The organism is Granulicella sp. L56 (assembly GCF_009765835.1).
Taxonomy (GTDB): domain Bacteria; phylum Acidobacteriota; class Terriglobia; order Terriglobales; family Acidobacteriaceae; genus Edaphobacter.
This window is the reverse complement of the sequence record NZ_LMUS01000006.1, coordinates 1,873,437-1,892,493: the sequence shown is the minus strand read 5'-3', so window position 1 is coordinate 1,892,493 and position 19,057 is coordinate 1,873,437. Positions and strand designations below refer to the sequence as shown.

At 58.8% G+C, this 19,057-nt stretch carries 17 protein-coding genes; 6 read left to right on the top strand and 11 right to left on the bottom strand.

From position 1 onward, the window contains the following. Positions 1 to 7 precede the first annotated feature (7 nt). From GSQ81_RS15625 to GSQ81_RS15595, 7 genes are all read right to left on the bottom strand, one after another. Positions 8 to 1,861 carry a beta-galactosidase family protein gene (locus tag GSQ81_RS15625; protein WP_216846448.1) on the bottom strand — a complete coding sequence of 618 codons (1,854 nt, stop codon included), beginning with the start codon at positions 1,859 to 1,861 and terminating at the stop codon, positions 8 to 10. A gap of 38 nt (positions 1,862 to 1,899) precedes the next feature. Next, on the bottom strand, positions 1,900 to 2,820 hold the full coding sequence (locus GSQ81_RS15620) for a lysozyme inhibitor LprI family protein (RefSeq protein WP_158911593.1): 921 nt from the start codon (positions 2,818 to 2,820) through the stop codon (positions 1,900 to 1,902). 156 nt (positions 2,821 to 2,976) lie between these two features. After that, a complete protein-coding gene (prmC, locus tag GSQ81_RS15615) occupies positions 2,977 to 3,831 on the bottom strand; it encodes a peptide chain release factor N(5)-glutamine methyltransferase (RefSeq protein ID WP_158911592.1) in 855 nt (284 codons plus the stop codon). A 63-nt stretch (positions 3,832 to 3,894) separates the two neighbouring features. Then, entirely contained in the window at positions 3,895 to 4,104 is a 210-nt protein-coding gene (locus GSQ81_RS15610; protein WP_158911591.1) for a hypothetical protein, read from the bottom strand. 59 nt (positions 4,105 to 4,163) lie between these two features. Then, a complete protein-coding gene (locus GSQ81_RS15605) occupies positions 4,164 to 5,021 on the bottom strand; it encodes a VOC family protein (protein WP_158911590.1) in 858 nt (285 codons plus the stop codon). A gap of 149 nt (positions 5,022 to 5,170) precedes the next feature. Further along, positions 5,171 to 6,823, bottom strand: a complete 1,653-nt coding sequence (locus tag GSQ81_RS15600) for a DHA2 family efflux MFS transporter permease subunit (RefSeq protein ID WP_158911589.1) — start codon at positions 6,821 to 6,823, stop codon at positions 5,171 to 5,173. Positions 6,824 to 6,897: 74 nt separating this feature from the next. After that, entirely contained in the window at positions 6,898 to 8,193 is a 1,296-nt protein-coding gene (locus tag GSQ81_RS15595) for a protein kinase (protein WP_158911588.1), read from the bottom strand. A gap of 411 nt (positions 8,194 to 8,604) precedes the next feature. Between GSQ81_RS15595 and GSQ81_RS15590 the strand changes: the two genes are divergently transcribed. Together GSQ81_RS15590 and GSQ81_RS15585 are read left to right on the top strand one after the other, a co-directional pair. Next, positions 8,605 to 9,384, top strand: coding sequence for a zinc ribbon domain-containing protein (locus GSQ81_RS15590; RefSeq protein WP_158911587.1), 780 nt, complete (start codon positions 8,605 to 8,607; stop codon positions 9,382 to 9,384). 39 nt (positions 9,385 to 9,423) lie between these two features. Then, a complete protein-coding gene (locus GSQ81_RS15585; protein ID WP_318523802.1) occupies positions 9,424 to 9,951 on the top strand; it encodes a 5'-3'-deoxyribonucleotidase in 528 nt (175 codons plus the stop codon). 148 nt (positions 9,952 to 10,099) lie between these two features. Here the strand turns inward: GSQ81_RS15585 and GSQ81_RS15580 are convergent, their stop codons facing one another. Further along, positions 10,100 to 11,026, bottom strand: coding sequence for a LysR substrate-binding domain-containing protein (locus tag GSQ81_RS15580; protein ID WP_158911586.1), 927 nt, complete (start codon positions 11,024 to 11,026; stop codon positions 10,100 to 10,102). 143 nt (positions 11,027 to 11,169) lie between these two features. On the opposite strand from GSQ81_RS15580, the gene GSQ81_RS15575 reads away from it, so the two are divergent. Then, positions 11,170 to 11,712, top strand: a complete 543-nt coding sequence (locus tag GSQ81_RS15575) for a GNAT family N-acetyltransferase (RefSeq protein WP_254060233.1) — start codon at positions 11,170 to 11,172, stop codon at positions 11,710 to 11,712. A gap of 448 nt (positions 11,713 to 12,160) precedes the next feature. On the opposite strand, the gene GSQ81_RS15570 is transcribed toward GSQ81_RS15575, so the two are convergent. Next, the gene (locus GSQ81_RS15570) at positions 12,161 to 12,598 is read right to left on the bottom strand and encodes a DUF2251 domain-containing protein (protein WP_158911585.1); all 438 of its coding nucleotides are present in this window, start codon (positions 12,596 to 12,598) and stop codon (positions 12,161 to 12,163) included. A gap of 122 nt (positions 12,599 to 12,720) precedes the next feature. On the opposite strand from GSQ81_RS15570, the gene GSQ81_RS15565 reads away from it, so the two are divergent. Next, positions 12,721 to 13,923: a hypothetical protein gene (locus tag GSQ81_RS15565; RefSeq protein WP_158911584.1), complete on the top strand. Its 1,203-nt coding sequence runs from the start codon at positions 12,721 to 12,723 to the stop codon at positions 13,921 to 13,923. Positions 13,924 to 14,042: 119 nt separating this feature from the next. After that, positions 14,043 to 15,815: a murein L,D-transpeptidase gene (locus GSQ81_RS15560; protein ID WP_158911583.1), complete on the top strand. Its 1,773-nt coding sequence runs from the start codon at positions 14,043 to 14,045 to the stop codon at positions 15,813 to 15,815. A 191-nt stretch (positions 15,816 to 16,006) separates the two neighbouring features. Here the strand turns inward: GSQ81_RS15560 and GSQ81_RS15555 are convergent, their stop codons facing one another. Both GSQ81_RS15555 and GSQ81_RS15550 read right to left on the bottom strand, forming a co-directional pair. Further along, positions 16,007 to 16,414 carry a helix-turn-helix transcriptional regulator gene (locus GSQ81_RS15555; protein WP_158911582.1) on the bottom strand — a complete coding sequence of 136 codons (408 nt, stop codon included), beginning with the start codon at positions 16,412 to 16,414 and terminating at the stop codon, positions 16,007 to 16,009. A gap of 45 nt (positions 16,415 to 16,459) precedes the next feature. Continuing rightward, positions 16,460 to 17,827 (bottom strand): alpha-L-rhamnosidase, encoded by a 1,368-nt coding sequence (locus tag GSQ81_RS15550; protein WP_158911581.1) that lies wholly within the window; start codon positions 17,825 to 17,827, stop codon positions 16,460 to 16,462. 60 nt (positions 17,828 to 17,887) lie between these two features. On the opposite strand from GSQ81_RS15550, the gene GSQ81_RS15545 reads away from it, so the two are divergent. Beyond that, entirely contained in the window at positions 17,888 to 19,054 is a 1,167-nt protein-coding gene (locus GSQ81_RS15545; RefSeq protein WP_158911580.1) for an A/G-specific adenine glycosylase, read from the top strand. Positions 19,055 to 19,057: the final 3 nt, after the last annotated feature.

The window sequence follows — 19,057 nt, the reverse complement described above, 5'->3', positions numbered from 1 at the left end:
GCCGAACTCAATGCTGAGTGGAAACTCCTGAAGCATCAAGCACAGGCTTATCCAGTCCGCGAACCGAGTGACCCGGCTTGCCTTGCAAGTCGAAGACAACAACCACGTTCTTCCCCTTCACCAGCCACGACTGCGGCGTATAGAGCGTTCGCTGCGGCCCGACGTTCCAGATACGGCCCAGGGCTTGGCCGTTCAGCCATAGCTCGCCCTTGGTGAACTCCCCGGTGTCGAGAAAGGTATCTCCCGTGGCAGCAAGATCGAAGCTGCCGCGATAGAAACATGCTCCCTCGCAGGGCTTGGTGGAGAAGGGCAACTTGTCCACTGCGGCCATCGGCAGTGGATAGATCTCCCACCCCTTCAGCGCCGTCCCGTTCAGCGTGACCTGTTTGGTGATGCCTGCACGCTCTCCCGTGATCGCGTGCCCAAAGTTCACGCGGGCCGTATTTTCGACCAGGATGTCGAGCCGGGCGTTCCGCTTAACCGCCGGAAGCGCCAGCGTGTTCTGCTTCAGCCGGCGGTCGACCGTGCCGATCAGTTTGCCGTCGAGATAGACCTGCGCGTAACTGTGCAGCTCATCAATGGCCAGTTCGCCGGCAGCCGATTTCTTCAGATGCGTCCGGTAAAGAATGTAGCCATAGGCCTGGTCCACATCCTCCATGCTCTGCACCTGCTCGGAGTGAACAGGCGCAGGCAGGTTGTTCCATAATGAGGCGGATTCAGCCAGCGTGACCGCCGGAGTGGTGATCGCCGCCGGAACATCGGGGACGGCTGACGGAGTCACACCGGTGGCCTTGGCGATGGTGTCGCGGAAGGCAAAGTACTTCGGCGTGGGGCGTCCGCTCTCGTCGAGCGGCGAGTCGTAGTCGTAGCTGGTTACGTCCGGCTCATAGCTGCCGTGGCCGTCGCTGTTGGCGCCGTTCATCCAGCCGAAGCTGGTGCCGCCGTGGAACATGTAGATGCTGACCGAGTAACCCTGGCGCAGCATCCAGTCGAGATTGGCTGCCTCATTGGCCGCGTTGGTATGGGCGTGCTTGCTGCCCCAGTGATCGAACCAGCCCGCCCAGAATTCGCTGTTGAGGAACGGGCCATTGGGACGATACTTCTTCAGCTCTGTGAATGCCTTTTGTGCCGCTCCCGCTTCGGAGCCTCCGAAGTTGATACCGACCGGAAGCTCAGGCAGCGATCCGTTCGGCACCTGCTCCGGGCCGTCCGCTGTATAGAGCTGTGACTTGGTGAATCCCGCGTCCACCAGCATCTTGTGGATCTGCTCCATGTAGGCGTGGTCGTCGCCGTAGGAGCCGTACTCGTTTTCCACCTGGGTGAGGATAATCGGGCCGCCATTGCCGATCTGTAGCGGTGCGAGTTCTTTGCCCAGGCGGTCAATCCATTGCTTCGCCGGGATCATGAACTTCGGATCGCTGCTGCGCACCACGATGCCATGGTCTTTCAACAGCCATGATGGATAGCCCCCCCACTCCCACTCCGCGCAGGCGTAGGGGCCGGGACGGAGGATGACATAGAGGCCCTCCTGCTGGGCTTCGCGGACAAACTCTGCGACGTCGTTGTTGCCGGAGAAGTCGTAGACACCCGGCTTTGTCTCATGCTCGTTCCAGAAGACATACGCTGTGACGGTGTTCAGACCCATTGCCTTCGCCATCTTGAAGCGCGCGCGCCAGTCGGCGCGGGGGATGCGCGGATAGTGCATCTCGCCGGAGATGACCTGGAAGGGCTTGCCGTCGAGCGCGAAGTGGTTGCCCTGCACGGTAAAGGTGTGCGGCGTGTGGTCGGCCGTAGACTGCGCATGAAGGGCCGGGAGCGAACAGAGCAGCAGGCAAAGTAATAAAGAGAGTTTCAACCGCACAGTGACACCTCGATGGAGAAAGATCAATTGTTGCCAATCTACTTGGTGAAGAAGACTCTCAGATGAGCTTTTGCAGCCAGCTTAGCGATCTCGTGAGCTTGAGAGTTTTCAATGGCATAGAACCTGTTGGCAATTTGAGAGTTGGGCGCCTGAAGCTGAATTTCATATGGCCAAATGGACCTGGAGACTGATGGCCCATACTTCTTTAGAATTTCTGTTAGCTCTTCGTATCCGTCTACAGACCCATATGATTTTCGAATGCGAGTCGGGGCAAAGACTACAGACGATAGTTTGTCCTCTCGCATCTGAAAATTGCCTCCTTGCAAAACGATGTTGCCGTGATCGCCCCATTCGGTGCTCATTCCCATTAAAGGGATACTGGCAATCGAAACAATGCGCCGATTCGTGAAGACAATTTTACGTTTGAAATCCAGCTCCACATATCCGACGATTGACTCGCGTTGGTCCATGTCAGCTTCAATCTCTTTTAGGACCGTTGACTTGACCCCAAGTTGATTCAGTTGAGCCAAAAAACCAATTGCCGAGGACTGGGACGAAATGCTGCGAACGGGCAAAGATGCAAGTGCTTTCTGTAGATCTTTTGTATGTTGCTCTAGATAAAACGATATGCAAGCCCTGCGCCCGTCTTCCATCATTGAAGGCGAATTGCATGCTCCCTTGTACTCCACGAACCACTTAAAATGTTCTTGGCGAAATGCCCTGGCCTGCTGGGGCGACAGGTGTTGAAGCGCAGCGCGGTATGTATCGACCATCGTGCGTTCTTTTAGAGCCAATGTGGGGTCTCTACAAATCAGATGCTCTGCCTCAGTACTTGCCTTGGTACAGTCAAAACTTGGAGCAGCAGCCGCGCCTTGTGCATGAGCGCCAAGAGACATGAGCAACACGAATGGCAACAGCAAAAGACGGAAGTGACAAGAGGACCAGTAAAGTCTAAGCATCTCGTAGATTCCAGTCGGAAGAGTGTGACGATTGTAGCGCAGGAACGCGACCGATATCGGCTCCGAGATGCTCTGTATATGTTTTGTCTTGTAGCACTGGGGAAGGAGTGCCCGTAGATCCCACAAAAGGAAATTTGCGGGATTTATGGAGAACCGTCATCTCCGCGCGAGGACAACGCGAGGAATCTGCTGGAGATCGGCAACGAAGCTTATGTCCTTCCAGTCGTCGAGAAGCGAGGCGAGAGCTTCGCTTTGGCCATAACCGATCTCAAGGGCAAGGAGGCCGCCGGGTTTGAGAGCGGCATGGGCCTGCGGGATGAGGCGACGATAGATGTCGAGGCCGAGAACCCCCGCGAAGAGTGCCTGCTGCGGTTCATAGTCGCGCACCTGGGGATGGAGTTCGGCACGGTCGCCTTCGGGGATGTAAGGAGGGTTGCTGACAATAACATCGAAGGCTGCGGTCTGCTCATTTTGCGGGAGAGCGGTGAGCAGGTCGGACAGAAGAAACCGGACGCGGCCAGTCAGATGGTGAGTGACGGCATTTTCCTGAGCCACCTTCAGAGCTTCGGCAGAGAGGTCAACAGCGGTGACTTGGGCTTGCGGAAGTTGATCGGCGAGCGCCAGTGCAATGGCTCCCGTCCCGGTGCCGATATCGAGGATACGGACAGGCTGGTCGACAGGCAGACGCGCAAGCACCGCTTCGACGAGGTGTTCCGTTTCGGGGCGCGGGATAAGCGTGGCTGACGTCACCTTAAGCGGCAGGCCAAAGAACTCCTGCTGTCCGGTGATGTATTGGATAGGCTCGTGGCGCAGGCGGCGTGCGATCGCATCCTCGTAGGAGGCAAGCTGCTGCTCGGTAAGAGGGCGCGTGGGATAGGCCAGCAATGTGGCGCGATCCAGCTTAAGAACATGCAACAGCAACAACTCGGCGTCGCGATGAGCGTGGTCGCCGAGCGAGGAATTGGATGCGAGCTGTTCTGTGGCGAGAGTCAGGGCCTGACGTAAGGTCATTTTGCTGGGTGCTTGCAGCTATTGTCTCGCGTCAGGCCGTGAAAGGAATACTCGCTATCGAAATCAGGCTCTTGCCGCTTCGTGGAAGCCGTCGCATCCGCTGATAGGAGTGACCTTCAGGTGGAGCGTGGCGTGCTTCGGGTGGCCGCAGGTGTCGAGCAGGGATACGTCGGCCTTTTTGCTGGCCATAATTGTTACCAGAACTTTGTTGGGAGCGTGGGTCTCGCCAAAATGGCTACAAAGGCCGCACTGGCCCGCGTGAACTGCCTGCATACGACACCTCCGTGGTACTTGCTCCATTAGGAGTGGAGGTGCCCCATGCCGGGTTGCTTCTAACGCGTTTCAAGGACGATCAAGTTGCCGTCGGGATCAGTAACAGTCAGCGACCTCCTCGATTTTTTGAAGACGACATGTGCCTGCTTCAGCAGCCGGGCAGAGTCTTTCAGGCTGACGGTGGCAAGCGTAATGCGGCCCTTGCTGCCGAGGCTCGCGACCGGCACGATCTCCACCTGCTCGCCGGAGGTTCCGGGCAGATCGAAGACACCGAGGCGGTGGGCGTCGGGAGTGAACTCAAGCTGCTTCAGGTAGAACTCCCGCGCGGCAACGGGGTCCTGCATGGCGAGGGTGACGGAGACGAGTTTGGTTCCCACGCGGTCCGCGCCGAGGTGCTGGCCGCGGTCGCTATAGTGGCGCGAGCCAGGCATATATTGCGTGTACTCGATGTTCTGTGGTCCGGTCGCCTGCAGAGGGCCTTTCATCGTGAACAACAGATTGCCCGCTCCGGCCTTGCGGATCTTGAAGTTGGGATGGACGCCGCGCGCGATGTAATCGTTGTAGACGGCCTGCAGGTTGTCGCTCTCGAAGCACAGGTGGAGGAAGCCGATCTCGGAGTCCTTCGCAGTGGTGGGATAAAGCTCGATGAACTGGCGGTCGTCCAGCTTGATGAAGGACTGGTAGACCGCGCCGTCTTTGCTCAGGGCGAAGGCTTCGTCGAAGCCGAGCTTTTTGTAGAAGTCACGCGCGGCATCGAGGTTGTGGACGCGGATCGCGATATGGGCGATGCCGTCGAGCGGCGGCGCTTGCTGGATCGATTGCGCCATGGAAGGCCCAATGAAGAGGAGGCTGACGATGGCGAGCAAGGCGATAGATCCGAGAGAGCGGGCGCGAGGGGAGAGGGATTGCCTGAGCATGAATCGATTTTATTACCGGATTTATTTCTGAATGCTATCCAGCCCTCAGGCCCTTTCCCAAGAACCAGAGGAAATTATCCCGCACCGCAAATGCACGAGCTCTCGACCGGGGTCGTAGCACAGAGACCCCGGCATTTTGCTTGCTGTTTCTAATGGCCAGCGGAAGGGCTGGCATGTTTTGGCGGGCGAGGGATGAGGAACAACAGCGGCAACATACAGGCGCAGAAGATCGCGAGGTACTGGATGATGTCGAGGTAAGCCAGCATCGCAGCCTGCCGGTGAAGCTGGTTATAGATGTAAGCCTGCGCCGAATGAATAGCCTGAAAGCCTTGCCCGAAGGAACCTTTGAGCGCGTCGACCTGCGCGTTGAAGGCAGGATTGGCGGTGGTCAGGTTCCGCACCATGTTGTTTTCATGGGTGGCCGTGCGACGCAGCAACATGGTCGCCATGAATGCCGTACCGCAGGAGCCGCCGATATTACGGGCAAGGTTGGTCAGGCCGGAGACGTCGTTGTTCTCCGATTGCTTTACGCCGATGTAGGCGATGGTGTTGATGGGAATGAAGAGGAACGCCAGTCCCGAGGCCTGGAAGATACGCAGGAAGGCCAGATATTTGTAGCTGACACCGAGGTTGAGCGTATGCATCTCGATCAGAGCCGAGGTAAGCATGAGGAAGCCGAAGGCGATGAGTTTACGCGCATCGACCTTGCCGGAGAGGAAGCCGACGATCGGCATCATGGCCATCATGATGAAGCCTGCGGGAGACAGCACTAGCCCGGCAAGCTCGGCGGTATAGCCCAGCAGCGTCTGCACGAACTGCGGTATCAGCACGGTGGTGCCGTAGAGCGCGAAGCCGAGCACGAACATCAGCAGGAAGCTGATGGCGAAGTTGCGCCGCTTGAAGAGTGTCAGGTTGAGGATGGGACGGTGGCCGATGCGAAGCTGCCGCAGCTCCCAATAGATCATCAGGACGAAGGCGACCACGCAGACGATGGCGAAGAAGGTGATGAGGTGCGAGGAGAACCAGTCGTCCTCCTGGCCCTTGTCGAGCAGGAACTCCAGCGAGCCGAAGGTAAGGCCGAGCAGACCGAAACCGAGGAAGTCGAGCTTGATGCCGCCGCGCTGCGACTCTTCGACCTGCTTCTTGACATAAGGCGGGTCTTCAACGATGCGCGACGTGAGGAACAGCGACAGAATGCAGATGGGGATGTTGAGGAAGAAGATCCAGCGCCAGTCGAAGCGGTCGGTGATATAGCCGCCCAGCGTAGGCCCGATGGCCGGTGCGACCACGACCGCGAGACCATACATGGCAAAGGCCTGACCGCGCTTCTCAGGAGGAAAGGTATCGGCCAGGATGGCCTGTTCCGATGGAGCCAGACCACCGCCGCCAGCGCCTTGCAGGATGCGGCAGAAGACGAGGATCGGCAGCGAGGGAGCCAGTCCGCAGAGCGCGGAGCTGATGCCGAAGAGCGCGACGCAGATCATGTAGAACTTCTTGCGCCCGATAAAGGTGGTCATGTATGCGCCGGCAGGCAGGATGATGGCGTTCGCGACCAGATAGGCCGTCAGCACCCAGGTGGCTTCGTCCTGGGTGGAGCCGAGGCCACCAGCGATGTGTGGCAGCGCCACGTTGGCGATGGAGGAGTCGAGCACCTCCATGAAGGTGGCGAGCGTGACCGTCATGGCGACGATCCACGGATTGATGCTGGGCCGCCAGGGCCGCTCTTCCGTATGTCCGGAGTGGCCGTCGGCGTGAGGCGCTTTAGATTTTGCGCTGGGTAGGTCGAGTGTGGTCGTAGCCATGAATGAAGATTGGATTAGGAAAAAACAGGCACGATTCAGAGATTCGCGCCTGTTTCTCAATGAAACTGTTTATGTTAGCGGGCGTTTGCCGGAAAGTTCTGCGCGTAGGTGTCGCGCGGCAGACCTTCGGAACGGGCTTTGCGCCGGAATGATATCGCTTCATCGTGGCTCATGGAGCCGCCGACGGTGACCAGATAGGGCGCATGTCCCTTGGGTGCAAAGACTTCCGGGTTGAGCGCGGCGTGCTTGCTGAGAATCTGGGCAGCCTTATCCTGCGCCTGATTTTGATGGTTGTAGGTGTAGGCTACGACCCTCCATTGGGTGCGGGGGCCGTTGGCCGGGGCAACGCTGACTCTGGATGCGGTTGAAGTTGTTGCATTTGAAGCTGTTGGCACGGTTGCGGCGGCAACGTTGGAGGCTGGCTGGGTAGTTCCCGATGGCATGGTGGCCAGGTTGGGGATCGGCACAGGGGATTTGTGCAGGAAGTGCCAGCCTATAAATATCGCCAAAATGACGGCCGCGGCGATGGTGGTCCAGGGGAGAAAGCGGCGCGGGTGGTCCTCATCCACAGCGGAGACGGGAGCGACGATGCGAGGTCTTGGCTCCGATACCGTCGCGGGCGTGGGAACCGTCGCTTCCTGGTCGGCCTTTGGCTTCTGGATTGGGGGAGCTGGTACCGATGGTGCTGGCTGCTTAGGAGTAGCGGGTGCGAGCGCCGCGGCGATCTGTGGAAGTCCCCAGGCCCCGCTGAGGCCGTTGGTGACGATCTCGTGGAAGGGTGCAGGCAGGGTTGTTCCGACGGGGAACCTGTTCTGCAAGGTGAGCGCGCGAATGAGGAGGGTGGAGAGATCGCGCACATCGCGGGCCTTGGCTTCGGTGGCCTCCGCGCCCTCGGGGGCTTCGCGAATGCAGTCGCTGCGCAGCTTGATGACTTCGCCGATGGCGAGCACGTTGGCCGCGTTGAGGTGTTCGTGGACGAGGTTATGGGCGTGCAGGGCCGCAAGCGCTGGGACGAGGCTGGTGGCTAGCTGCGTGGCCTCCTGCGTTGTGAGTGAGCGCTCTTTGAGGATGTCGGCGAGGCTGGCGTCAGCGGGTTCCATGACGGCATAGAGAAGCGCGGTCTCGTCGAGGGTGGTCTGGCCGAACTTCTTGAGCTTGATGAGGTTTGGCTGGTCAACTTTGGCGACTTCACTCCATCGAGCGAGGATCTCCGGTTCGTCGAAGTGGGCCTCGATCAGGCGGATGACGGCGGGGGCATCGGAGCCATTTGTCGTTGAAAAGAAAGCGCTTCTGCCTTCGGGTTCAAGCAGCTTTTTCAGCGGGAATTGATCCGCGACGATTCGTCCTTCATATTCGTTCCAAAGTTGCATCTGTCTTCCAGTCCTGGGGATTTGTGGCAGGCAAGTGGGGCAAGCGGCGGAATTTACGCCAAAGAGCTGGCATTGCGCCTGCTCATTAGGACTTATTATCCTCCATCGGAGTTGTGTGCTCAATTGACGGATATGGTGCGAAAGATAGCACATGTGTTTTTGCGGGGATTTTCCAGAGGGATCGTTCTTGCCAGCGCAGTAAAAGACGAAATACAGGGGTCTCTCCACTGCGCTGCGCTCCGGTCGAGATGACGTAGGTTTGTAGTGGGTTTGCGGAGCACCTAAAATCTACGTCATCTCGACCGAAGGCGGCGTACTTGCCGCCGCAGTGGAGAGACCCCTGTATTTCGTCTTTACTCCTGCCTGTTCCTTCGTGCGATATACCTGCTCTAATAAGTCAAAGGAGTGCGAATGCATCCGGATCTTGAGAAGTTGATTGTGCTGCAAGGACTCGATGTCGAGGCGAAGCGCCTGCGCGATGAGATGACCGCTCTGCCGAAGCGCATCGCTGAGCTGGAGGCCAAGGCCAGGGCAATTGAAGGGCAGCGAGCGGTGGTGCTCAACCTGATCGCCAAGGAAGAGGTGCTGCGGCGGCGGCAGGAGTCCGATGTGAAGGACCATCAGGCGAAGGCTGCCCGCGTTCGCAAGCAGATGGACATGGCGACGACGACAGCGCAGGTGACAGCCTTTGAGCACGAGATCGGTTTTGCTGAGGCCGAGGTGAGCCGGTTGGAGGACTCCGAGCTGGAGAGCATGGAACGCAGCGAGGCGTTAGAGGCGCAGAAGGCCGTCGCCGATGAAGCGGTGGAGGATGCGACGAAGACGCTGGAGCGCGAACGGCTGCGGGCCGCCGAGACGATCGCCAAAGATAAGATTGCGTTGACTGAAGTTGATCAGAAGCGGGTGGCGTTGCGTCCGGAGATTGGCGAGTCGTCGCTCTCGAACTATGACCGGATCTCCAAGGGCAAGGGAACTGGGTTGGCCGAGGCGCTGAACCAGAAATGTATGGCCTGCCAGATGATGTTGCGTCCGCAGCGATGGAACGATCTGCGCGACCGCAGCAACGATGACGACATGATGACGTGCGAGAGCTGCGGGCGGCTGCTGTATTACGATCCGGCGAGGGACGCTCCGCAGCGAAAGACGGTGCCGGTGGAGAGTATTGCGGCTTCGATTGTGCGGTCGCTTTAAACTAGAGACCAGGGCTTAGGGCCAGAGGGTGAGTTTGTTTTGAAGCGGATTTGCGTAGACATGGATGAGGTGATGGCGGATGCGATAGCCGAGCATCTGCTGCGTTATAACCGCGATTACGATGAGCAGCTTACGGTTGCCGATCTCGAAGGCAAGTGGCTTTGGCAGGTGGTATCGAGCGACCGACACAATGCGCTCGAAGCATATCTGCGGTCGGAGGACTTCTTCGAAAACCTTGCCGTGATGCCGGATGCGCAGCGTGTGCTGGAGAGTTTGCAGCAAAAATATGAGGTGTTTATCGCCACGGCGGCGATGGAGATTCCTACCTCGTTTGCGCAGAAGTACCGCTGGCTGGAGAGGCACTTTCCTTTTATCTCGCCTGCGCAGATTGTCTACTGCGGGGACAAGGGGATTCTGCGGGCAGACTACCTGATCGACGATAACCCGCGGCAGTTGAGGCGATTTGAAGGTACGGGGATTCTGTATAGTTCGCCGCATAATGCGAAGGTGACAGGGTTTAAACGGGTAAAGAACTGGCTCGAGGTCGAGCAGTTGTTTCTGGGATAGGCGCATACCCCAGGGGCTGAAGCCCCGGTTTTGTTCTTTCGATAGAGGCCAAGCCTAAAGGCTTGGCGTACCTAGAAGCAAAAACAAATTTGGATCTAAGGCGCGGCTGAAGCCCATGCTCTTTAGTGCAACGAATTTTCACCAGCCTCTAACTGCGTGCTTTGTTTTTTGAATGTCGTGCGGCGCGGAAGCTGGCGCGGGCGATCGCTGCAAAGGCCTTGACGATGGCGCGGCTCTCGTTAGCCTGATACGCGAGCTCGATGTCGCTGTTTACCTTTGCGCCATGCAGGTTAAGGCAGACGATATTGGGCGCGGCGATCTGCCGGACACAGGCCGGTGCGATGGTGACTCCAAGGCCCGCGCCGACCAGACGCAGAATCGTAAGCCACTGCGGCGCTTCCTGAACGATGCGCGGCCGAAAGCCATGCGCTTCGCAGAGCGAGATCGACTTTTCGTACGCGAGCGTGCCAGCCACGGGGGAGAAGTAGACGAAGGGTTCGTCGCACAGTTGTGCCGCAGAGATGCCGGTCCGCGTGGCCAGCGGATGGGTGTGCGGAAGCACGGCGACGAAGGGCTCGGAGAAGAGCGTCTCCGTGACGATGCCTTCGGTGGGGTCTCCGTCGCGTAGAAACCCTGCGTCCAACGTGCCCTTGCTGAGTGACTGCACAACGCCCGAGGTGTAGGTCTCGCGCAGTTGCAACTGCACCTTTGGATACTGTTTGCGGTACTGGCCCAGCATGGCAGGCAGAGGCGTCAACATACTGGAGCCGATGAAGCCGACGCGCAAAGAGCCGACATCGCCGCGGCCGATGCTGCGGACCTCTTCCATGTCGTCTTTCACATTGCGCAGAGTACGCCGGGCGCGATCGAGAAAGACTTCGCCGGCAGCGGTGAGCTTGACCGTGCGCGAGGTGCGCACGAAGAGAGGATAACCGAGAATCCCTTCGAGCTTGCGGATCTGCTGCGACAGTGGCGGCTGGGCGAGATGCAGCCGGACGGCGGCGCGGCCGAAGTGAAGCTCTTCGGCGACGGCGACGAAGTAACGAAGGTGGCGCAGCTCGATATCGCTATCCATAGAAAGAAAGGAGTTTCTCTATCAATACTTAAAACTTAGAAGAAGGGATCTTTATCAAGACTTTTCATATCATAATCCGGACAAACAAGATATTGGACATATGAGTTGGGGAAACTTAGCTTGATGGCTAAGGGGACTTCATTATGCCGTTCGCCATCGACCTCGCCGACATACCTGACCATGCTTCGAGAGAGAATACTTCCATGCATGACGAGACGATTCAGTTGCGCCCGTTCAAGCTGGCCGATGCCGCAGCCTTTCGTGCGTTGAACGAGGCGTGGATCGACAAATACTTTGGCTTGGAAGAGCCGGACCGCGAGATGCTGGGCAATCCCATCGGCCACATCATCGAGCCGGGCGGATTTATCTACATGGCCTGCGTCCATGGACGCGCGGTTGGTTGTTGCGCGCTGATTCCGGAGGGAGCAGGCGTCTATCAGATAGCCAAGATGGCGGTCGATGAGCAGCATCGCGGGCGCGGGATCGGCCGCAAGCTGCTGAGCCACGTCATTGAACAGGCACGAGCCGCCGGGGCAACGCTGCTTACGCTGGAGAGCAGCGACAAGCTCACCAATGCGGTGCATCTGTACGAGTCATTAGGATTCCGGCATCTGCCGCCAAGGCCGTCGCCTTTTGTGAGAGCGAATGTATTCATGGAACTTTCGCTCACACAGAAACGCGATTGATGCCGGAATAGATCCACTGGGAGAGCGCCAACGGAGACGTCGGCGCTCTTTTGGGCAATAAATACGTTTGCTAACCCATGCGTTTTTTTGATCTTCTTGACCTTAGATAGAGAATCGTGAATACCACGGCGGAGGCGAACGTTCAAGTCGCCAACCCCAGACCAAACGCAAACCACGTTGCATTAGATCGGTGGAGCATCCATCGGGCAATAGCCTGAAGAATAGCCGCGCCAATACCGACAGAGAACACTTCCCAAATCAGTTGTGGGACTGTCTTCTTCTTCATGCCAGCTATGCTACCGCAGAAAGGCCCGATTCTAGCCTCTAGAACCGAGCCGGATATTACGCCAATAATCCCGCCAGCCGGTAGGTTACCCAGAACTGCCATGCTCAGACCTAAATCACATACTTACGGGCTTGGGTTAGCCGACGTATTTATTGCCTTTTTTCAGACGTAGAGCGCAGACTCGAAGCGTTGCAGCGCGGCCTCGGACCAGGCGTGGCTGGACTTGCGCCAAGTGTCGCCCTGCTCGGCGATGAAGTTGGGAAAGTCCATGCGGCAGTAGCCACAACGTGCCTGAAAGTCGAAGAGCGCCTGGGCGGTGCCGTCAAGGTAGAGTACCGCCTGGAGGCCATCGCGCGACCAATCGACGGTGGCGATGCGCCCGGGTTCGGGGCGCTGAAGCTCGGCGTCGCTTTTGGCGAGGGCGGCGACGTTGTAGATGAGCATGGCGTCGAAGATGCTGTGCTCGTGCTTCTCCTGCGAACGGTCGCAGGCATAGAAGTAGCCAGCAACGCCCTCGTCCTCGAAGACGACGGTCCACGGAACAGTGGGGGAGTTGACGGAGAGGAAGGCTCGACCGGGGGTAAAGGAAAGCGACTGCATACTCTCACGATACGATAAAGAAAGAGATTTATAGCAAAGTCGAAGGCAAGGATTCTAAGCAGGATCAAAGACAGCGATCTGGAAGCAGGATCGCTGGGAGGTATTTGGTTGGTGCGCAGCAAATGAAGCTTTTGAAGATTCAGATTGGCCGGCCACAGCGGCTTGCCGCGCTGTTGCTGCTGTTTTTTCTGGCGGAGTGCCTTTGGGTGGTGCACCATCAAGAGCTCTCGGAGCATGACTATCGCTATGCCCGGTGCGGGCGCGAGATGTGGGAGCGGCCTTCGCCGCTGGCTGGATACTTCACGACGTGCGGAAATTTAGGCGGAGACGGCACGTTCGCTTACCGGGTGGCAGGATTTCCGCTGACGGCTCAGCGGCTGGCGTTGCTGGGCGTGGACAAGCTTCGCAGCCCAGAGAACCGGCTGTATGCGGGCAGCTCGCTGAATGGCTCGACGTGGGAGGCGCGGCACGAGATCGGCAGCGTGAAGTATCTGCTGCACCTGCCGTTCATCTTCTTTGCGATGTGGCTGGGCGTGGGGCTGTGGTGGGTGACGCGGCGATTGTTTGGCAATGAAGGCGCATTTTTTGCGTTGGGACTGTACTGCTGTTGTCCGGAGATCGTGCGTTATTCGGTGACTCCGAATAATGAGGTGCTGGCCATGTGGGGGCTGTACGGTCTGGTGTATACGGCGATGGGCGTTGCTCATGCCATGCAGGGACCGCGGCGGAAGTGGAGGCCGAGGATTGCGCTGTTGACAGCGGCGATGGGGCTGGCTGCGGCGGCCCATCTGCTGGCGATGATGTTCGGTTTTGTGGCTTCGCTGGTGCTGATGCTGTATCTGGCCGAGCGGCGGCGCAGCTACGTGATGCAGATCTTGATCTTTGCCGCAGTGGGCTCGCTGGTGATTTTATTTGGGTTTTATGCGTTTCGACCAGCGCCGTTCAGCTATGTATTTACCGGGGGCGCAGGACGGTTCTGGTTCTCGCTTGATCGGGTGCGCCGGTTCTTCGGCAGTGTGGCCAATGGGCCGATTGTAGTGGCGACGGCCGTGGCTCTGGTGTTGTATGCGGGGATTCGACGCTGCCGCTACTTTGGCAATACGGCTCCGCTGGTGATCGCGGCGGTGCTGTTTCCGCTGGTGACGACGCAGGTGGTGACGATGCCGTGGCTGTGGGCGCTGCCGTTTCTGTTTACGTTTCTGGGCGGCGTGTTCTCCGATGTCTTCGAGACGCGGCAGCGGAAGATGTTTCTTGGACTTACGGGCATGGTGTTGCTGACGCAGGCGGTGATCTGCCTGACAGCGCTGCCGGGGATCGCGCAGTAACGCCAAAGCAGGAATACGCAGCCTGACATTATTACGGACTTTGCATCTAAGTTTTGAGAAAAGTCCTGCATAATAAGTCGGCACCCAAAGTGGCTGCCTGAAGGATGGTCCAGCCGCAAATGATGAGAGTCTCGGTTCGCAAGGTGGGTACTGCATGTGTTCTTGGTACCTTGCTGTTAGCAAGCGGATGCCGTCGGCATCGCAAGTCGACTTCGGTTGAAAATACGACGGACTATGCGGGCAATCTGCAGGCGCTGGTGGCGACGAAGAAGCTGCCCAGCCTGCGCTGGCCGAACTTCTCCGACTACCAAACCGCGGTAACGACGTTCTACGACGATCGCAACTATGAGCTGGCGTGGACGCGCGATGGCAAGCCGACGGCGACCGCACTGGCCTTTATCGAGCAATTCAAAGATGCCGCGAGTAAAGGGCTAGCCCCTGAGGACTACGACGCTTCGCTGTGGGCAGGACGAGTACAGAAGCTGTCAGGGAAGCCCGCGGACGCAATCTCGGAGTTTGATGTTGCGATGACCGTGAATGTGATGCGGTACATCTCCGACCTGCGGATTGGCCGGGTGAACCCCTCGCACTTCAACTTCGACATCAATGTGCAATCGAAGAAATATAACCTCGCGGAGTTCGTCTCCGACCATGTTGTCGATGCGACCGATGTGCCGAAGCTGATTGCCGGAGTCGAGCCGGACTCGGAACAGTATCGGCAGACTGAGGCGGCGCTGGGACATTATCTCGATCTGGCAAAGCAGCAGCAGGCCGACGACGCGCAACCGCTACCGATGGTGGAGAAGGCGGTGACGGTTGGGGAACACTATGCCGCGGCTCCCGAGCTGCTGAAGCGGCTGCAACTGGAGGGTGACGTTGCCGCTGTTGACGACTCTGATAGCAGAGCGAATTCTGATGACAAGCCAGTGCCACACGTCTTTACGGCTGAGCTTTCCGAGGCGGTGAAGCAATATCAGCATCGGCATGGGATCGAAGAGAACGGCAAGCTGGGGCCGCAGACGGTCAAGTCGCTGAACGTTCCGCTGAGTGAGCGCGTGGTGCAGTTACAGGACGCGCTGGAGCGCTGGCGGTGGCTGCCGGACCAGTATGTGAACGCTCCTCTGATGGTGAACCTGCCGGAATTTGTGCTGCGCGGATATACGCCCGATCACAAGCTCGACTTCAAGATGAAGGTGGTGGTCGGCAAGGTGGTCGGCGAACACCAGACGCCGGTCTTTGCGCACATGATGCGGTATCTGGTGTTTCGGCCTTACTGGAATGTGCCGGTGGATATCGCCAAGAAGGAGCTGGCTCCACATGTCGCAGCGGACCCCGGCTATCTGGACAAACATAACTTCGAGGTAACCAATGGCAAGCATGAGGTGCTAACGCACTACACGGCCAAGCAGGTGGGCCAGGGTGGGGTGCTGGTGAGGGAGAAGCCGGGACCGAAGAATTCGCTGGGACTGGTGAAGTTCATGTTCCCCAACCAGTACGACATCTACCTGCACTCGACGCCTGCGCCATATCTGTTCGACCGCTCGCGGCGCGACTTCAGTCATGGTTGCATTCGTGTGCAGAAGCCAGCCGATCTGGCAGTGTGGGTGCTCAACGAGCAGCCGGACAAGGACAAGCAGCCTTGGGACATGGACAAAGTTCAGGCTGCGTTCAGCGACGAGACACAGAACAATCGAACCGTGTTACTGAAGACGCCGATTCCGATTGTGATCTTTTATGTCACGGCTGAGGTGGAAGACGATGGCGAGGTGCACTTCTTCGACGACATCTATGGCTATGACGCCGATCTGCAAACGGTGATCGAGAAGGGACCACCGTACCCGGTGAAGCCGGAGCCGGTGGTCCCCAAGACCAAGCCTGGAGATACTGTTTGAGGCTGTGGAGCGCTGGTGGCTGATCGCTTCTTTTGAAGACCAGTGGTTGGAACAAAGACAAAATACAGGGGTCTCTCCACTGCGCTTCGCTCCGGTCGAGATGACGTGCTTTTGTGATGGCAAGAGCGCGACCCTTCGGTCGAGAGGACGTGGTGTCTGGGTTTAGATGAGGCTAGAGTTTTAGGCGGATTCTATGGAAGTTCATCGAGCCGCTCGATCATCACGTCGGTTGACTTGATAAGAGCGGCTGCGGTGTCACCCTTCTTCAACTGAAGCTCGCGCACGGCATTTGCCGTGATGATTGCCGTTATATGCGAGTCTCCAACGGCAAGCACGACCTCGGCGAGCAATCCTTCGATGCGAATGCTGACAACCTTGCCCGAAAGCTGGTTTCTTCCACTGACGCGCCGATAGCGCTCGCGTGACTTCAGCTCGGGCTTCGCGCTGTCTTTGGCCAGAAATGGCCGCAGGGTGGTCTCGGCGATGCGATGATGACCGCCGGGGGTTTGAACGGTCTTCAACTTACCACCCAGTATCCACTGCTTGATCGTCGGATAACTGATGCCTAGCATTCTTGCCGCTTCACGCGGTGTCAGCATTTGGCTCGTCGTTGGCATGGCCTATAGTTTTAGCACTTTATTGGGTCATACGGCAGATTTGCCGAGCCGATGGATGAAGTCGAGGTAGACGAGCGCGGCGGGCGAGTAGCCGCTGGGATCGGCCTGGGTGAAGTCTCCGCTGAGGGGGTCCATCTGCTGGCGGAACTCGGTGTGGCGGCTGATGGCCTCGCACCATTGCATCATCAGGTGGTTCAGCTCGGCCTGCTTGCCGTAGAAGCTCATCCAGCGCGGTGCGCGCAGAGCAGTGAGTGCCTGCGTGGCTCCGCCCCAACTGTTGCGCGGGATAGGGCGCACGAAGCTGGGGTCGTCCATGGCGATGGACGTGAGCGGATACGGTGCCCAGAACGCCTTAGGGTTGTGGATCTGGCGTGTCCAGACGGCATCGAAGATAGCGGCATCTTTCGGATCGGAGGGTTTGAGCACATGTTCGCCGAGGACACGGCTGATGACGTCGGAGCGTACGCGAACGAAGTTGTTCTGCGCGTCAAGATCGTAGAAGGCGGCATCCTTGGGGTCGTAGAGCTTATCGATGATGAGGCGACGGATGGCCTCTGCGTCGGCCAGCCAGCGGTCGGCCTCGTTATGCTTGGCGAGCGCGGTCGCCATCTGGGCGAGCGCGATGCGGGCGCCGTAGACGGTGGCTGAGAGGTCGGGGCAGAGCCGCGGCATCGTCGGCAGGTCGGGATACTTGCGCGCATCGGCGTCGGGGCAGCGGTTGGGAATGCCCTTCCAGCGCGGGCTATTATCGTGGCCGGTGTCGTAGGTGCAGAAGCCTTCCACGAGACCGGTCTTGCGCGTGTCGCGGTATTCGCGGAGCCATGCGTCCCAGCGGCTGCACGCGATATAAGCCGAGACCAGCAGCTCGTCGTCACCGGTGAGCTGCGACAGCTCCCACGCCGTGGCGGCGATAGGGACGACCATCTGGATTTGGCCGTAGCCACCAGCGTTTTCGATTGGGTCGGACAACTTGACCGAGGAGGGCAACTGGCCATCGGAGCGCTGCAACGCGAAGAAGGCCATGTGGTTGTTCCGAGCCACCTTTAACGGCTCCTCATCCTTTGAGGCTGGAGTGATGTACTGGCTCAGCGTGCCATAAACGAGGCCTTCCTGCGGAGCGCACTCCTGCCAGATGCCGGGATAGACGCTGCCTTCGACGAGGACGGGACGCGGATAGCGAGGCAGCGTGTGAATGTTGCCGGCAAGCGCGGCAATAGCGGCGTCCCAGGTGCGCTGCCAGCGCGGATCGCTCGTCGGGAAGGCGGGAGGCGCGGACGAGGCTGCGGGCTTGGCAGCTTCAGCAAGAGCGAATGGCGACACGATGCTTGCACCCGTGGCCAGCGCGGTCAGCTTGAGGAAATCTCTTCTTTGGAGGGGGGGCTTTGGCTGCGGCATCGTGACTTAAGTGTAGAGCCTAAGTGTCGATCCGTGACAGCAGACGATAGACTGGCATCCATGCGGAAACATTCGAATACCGAACGCGGAAACGACCCTGCGCCTCTGCCGGAGGCTGCAGGCGAATCGGATTTGGATGTAAACCTCTTTCGTCGCAAGTTGATGAACTGGTATCGCGGCCACGCGCGTACTCTGCCATGGCGAGGCGTCAACGATCCTTATCGAACATGGGTTTCGGAGGTGATGCTGCAACAGACGCGGGTTGCAGCGGTGATCGAACACTACGACAGATTTTTGCAGCGGTTTCCCTCCATGCTGGCGCTGGCGCTGGCGCCGGAGCCGGAGGTACTGGCTGCGTGGTCGGGCCTGGGCTACTATCGCCGCGCGCGGATGCTGCACCGTGCGGCAAAATTTGTGACTTCGGAGCTGGAGGGCGTGCTGCCGAATACTTCGACTGCCCTGCGCACGCTCCCGGGCATCGGTGAATACACCTGCGCGGCGATTGCGAGCATTGCCTTTGGCGAAAGTATCGCCGTCGTCGATGGCAACGTGGAGCGTGTGCTACTGCGTCTGACGGGACGGCCTGAAGAGAACACTGCTGCATCTCGTGCGTTCGTGCTGGCGCAGGCCAACGCGCTGGTGCCGAGGCGAAGAGTCGCAGAGCAACACAACGCAGCGGGAGACCACAATCAGGCCATGATGGAGTTAGGCGCTACGATATGCCTGCCGCGTGGTCCACTCTGCCTGCCTTGTCCGGTCTACTCGATGTGCAAGACGCGCGGCGAGCATCTGACCCAGCCAAGAGCATTGCAGCGCAGCCTCCCGGCGGCCTACCTGCTGAGCTTGCGAAAGAGCGGTACGGCAACCGAAGTTCTGCTGGAGCAACGGGACCGAGAGGCGAGCCTGATGCCGGGGATGTATGAGCTGCCTCCGCTGCCGCAAGACGCGCTTGAAGCGCGCGAGCCGATCCTGCGCCTGCGCCATTCGATTACGAACACGAACTATTATGTTCAAGTGTATGCAGCGCGTGGTCCGCAAGACCGTGGCCTGCGCAAGGCAGTGCCTGCTGCGAAGACCGATCTTCATTGGACGCGGACGAGTAAATTAAGTTCAGTGCCGCTGACCGGGCTGGCGCGCAAGGTGCTTCAACGCCTGGACGTGATGGCGGTACAGCCATTGCAGATGCCGGATGAAGCGATCGCAGAAGATTCGCAGGGAAGATTTTGAGGT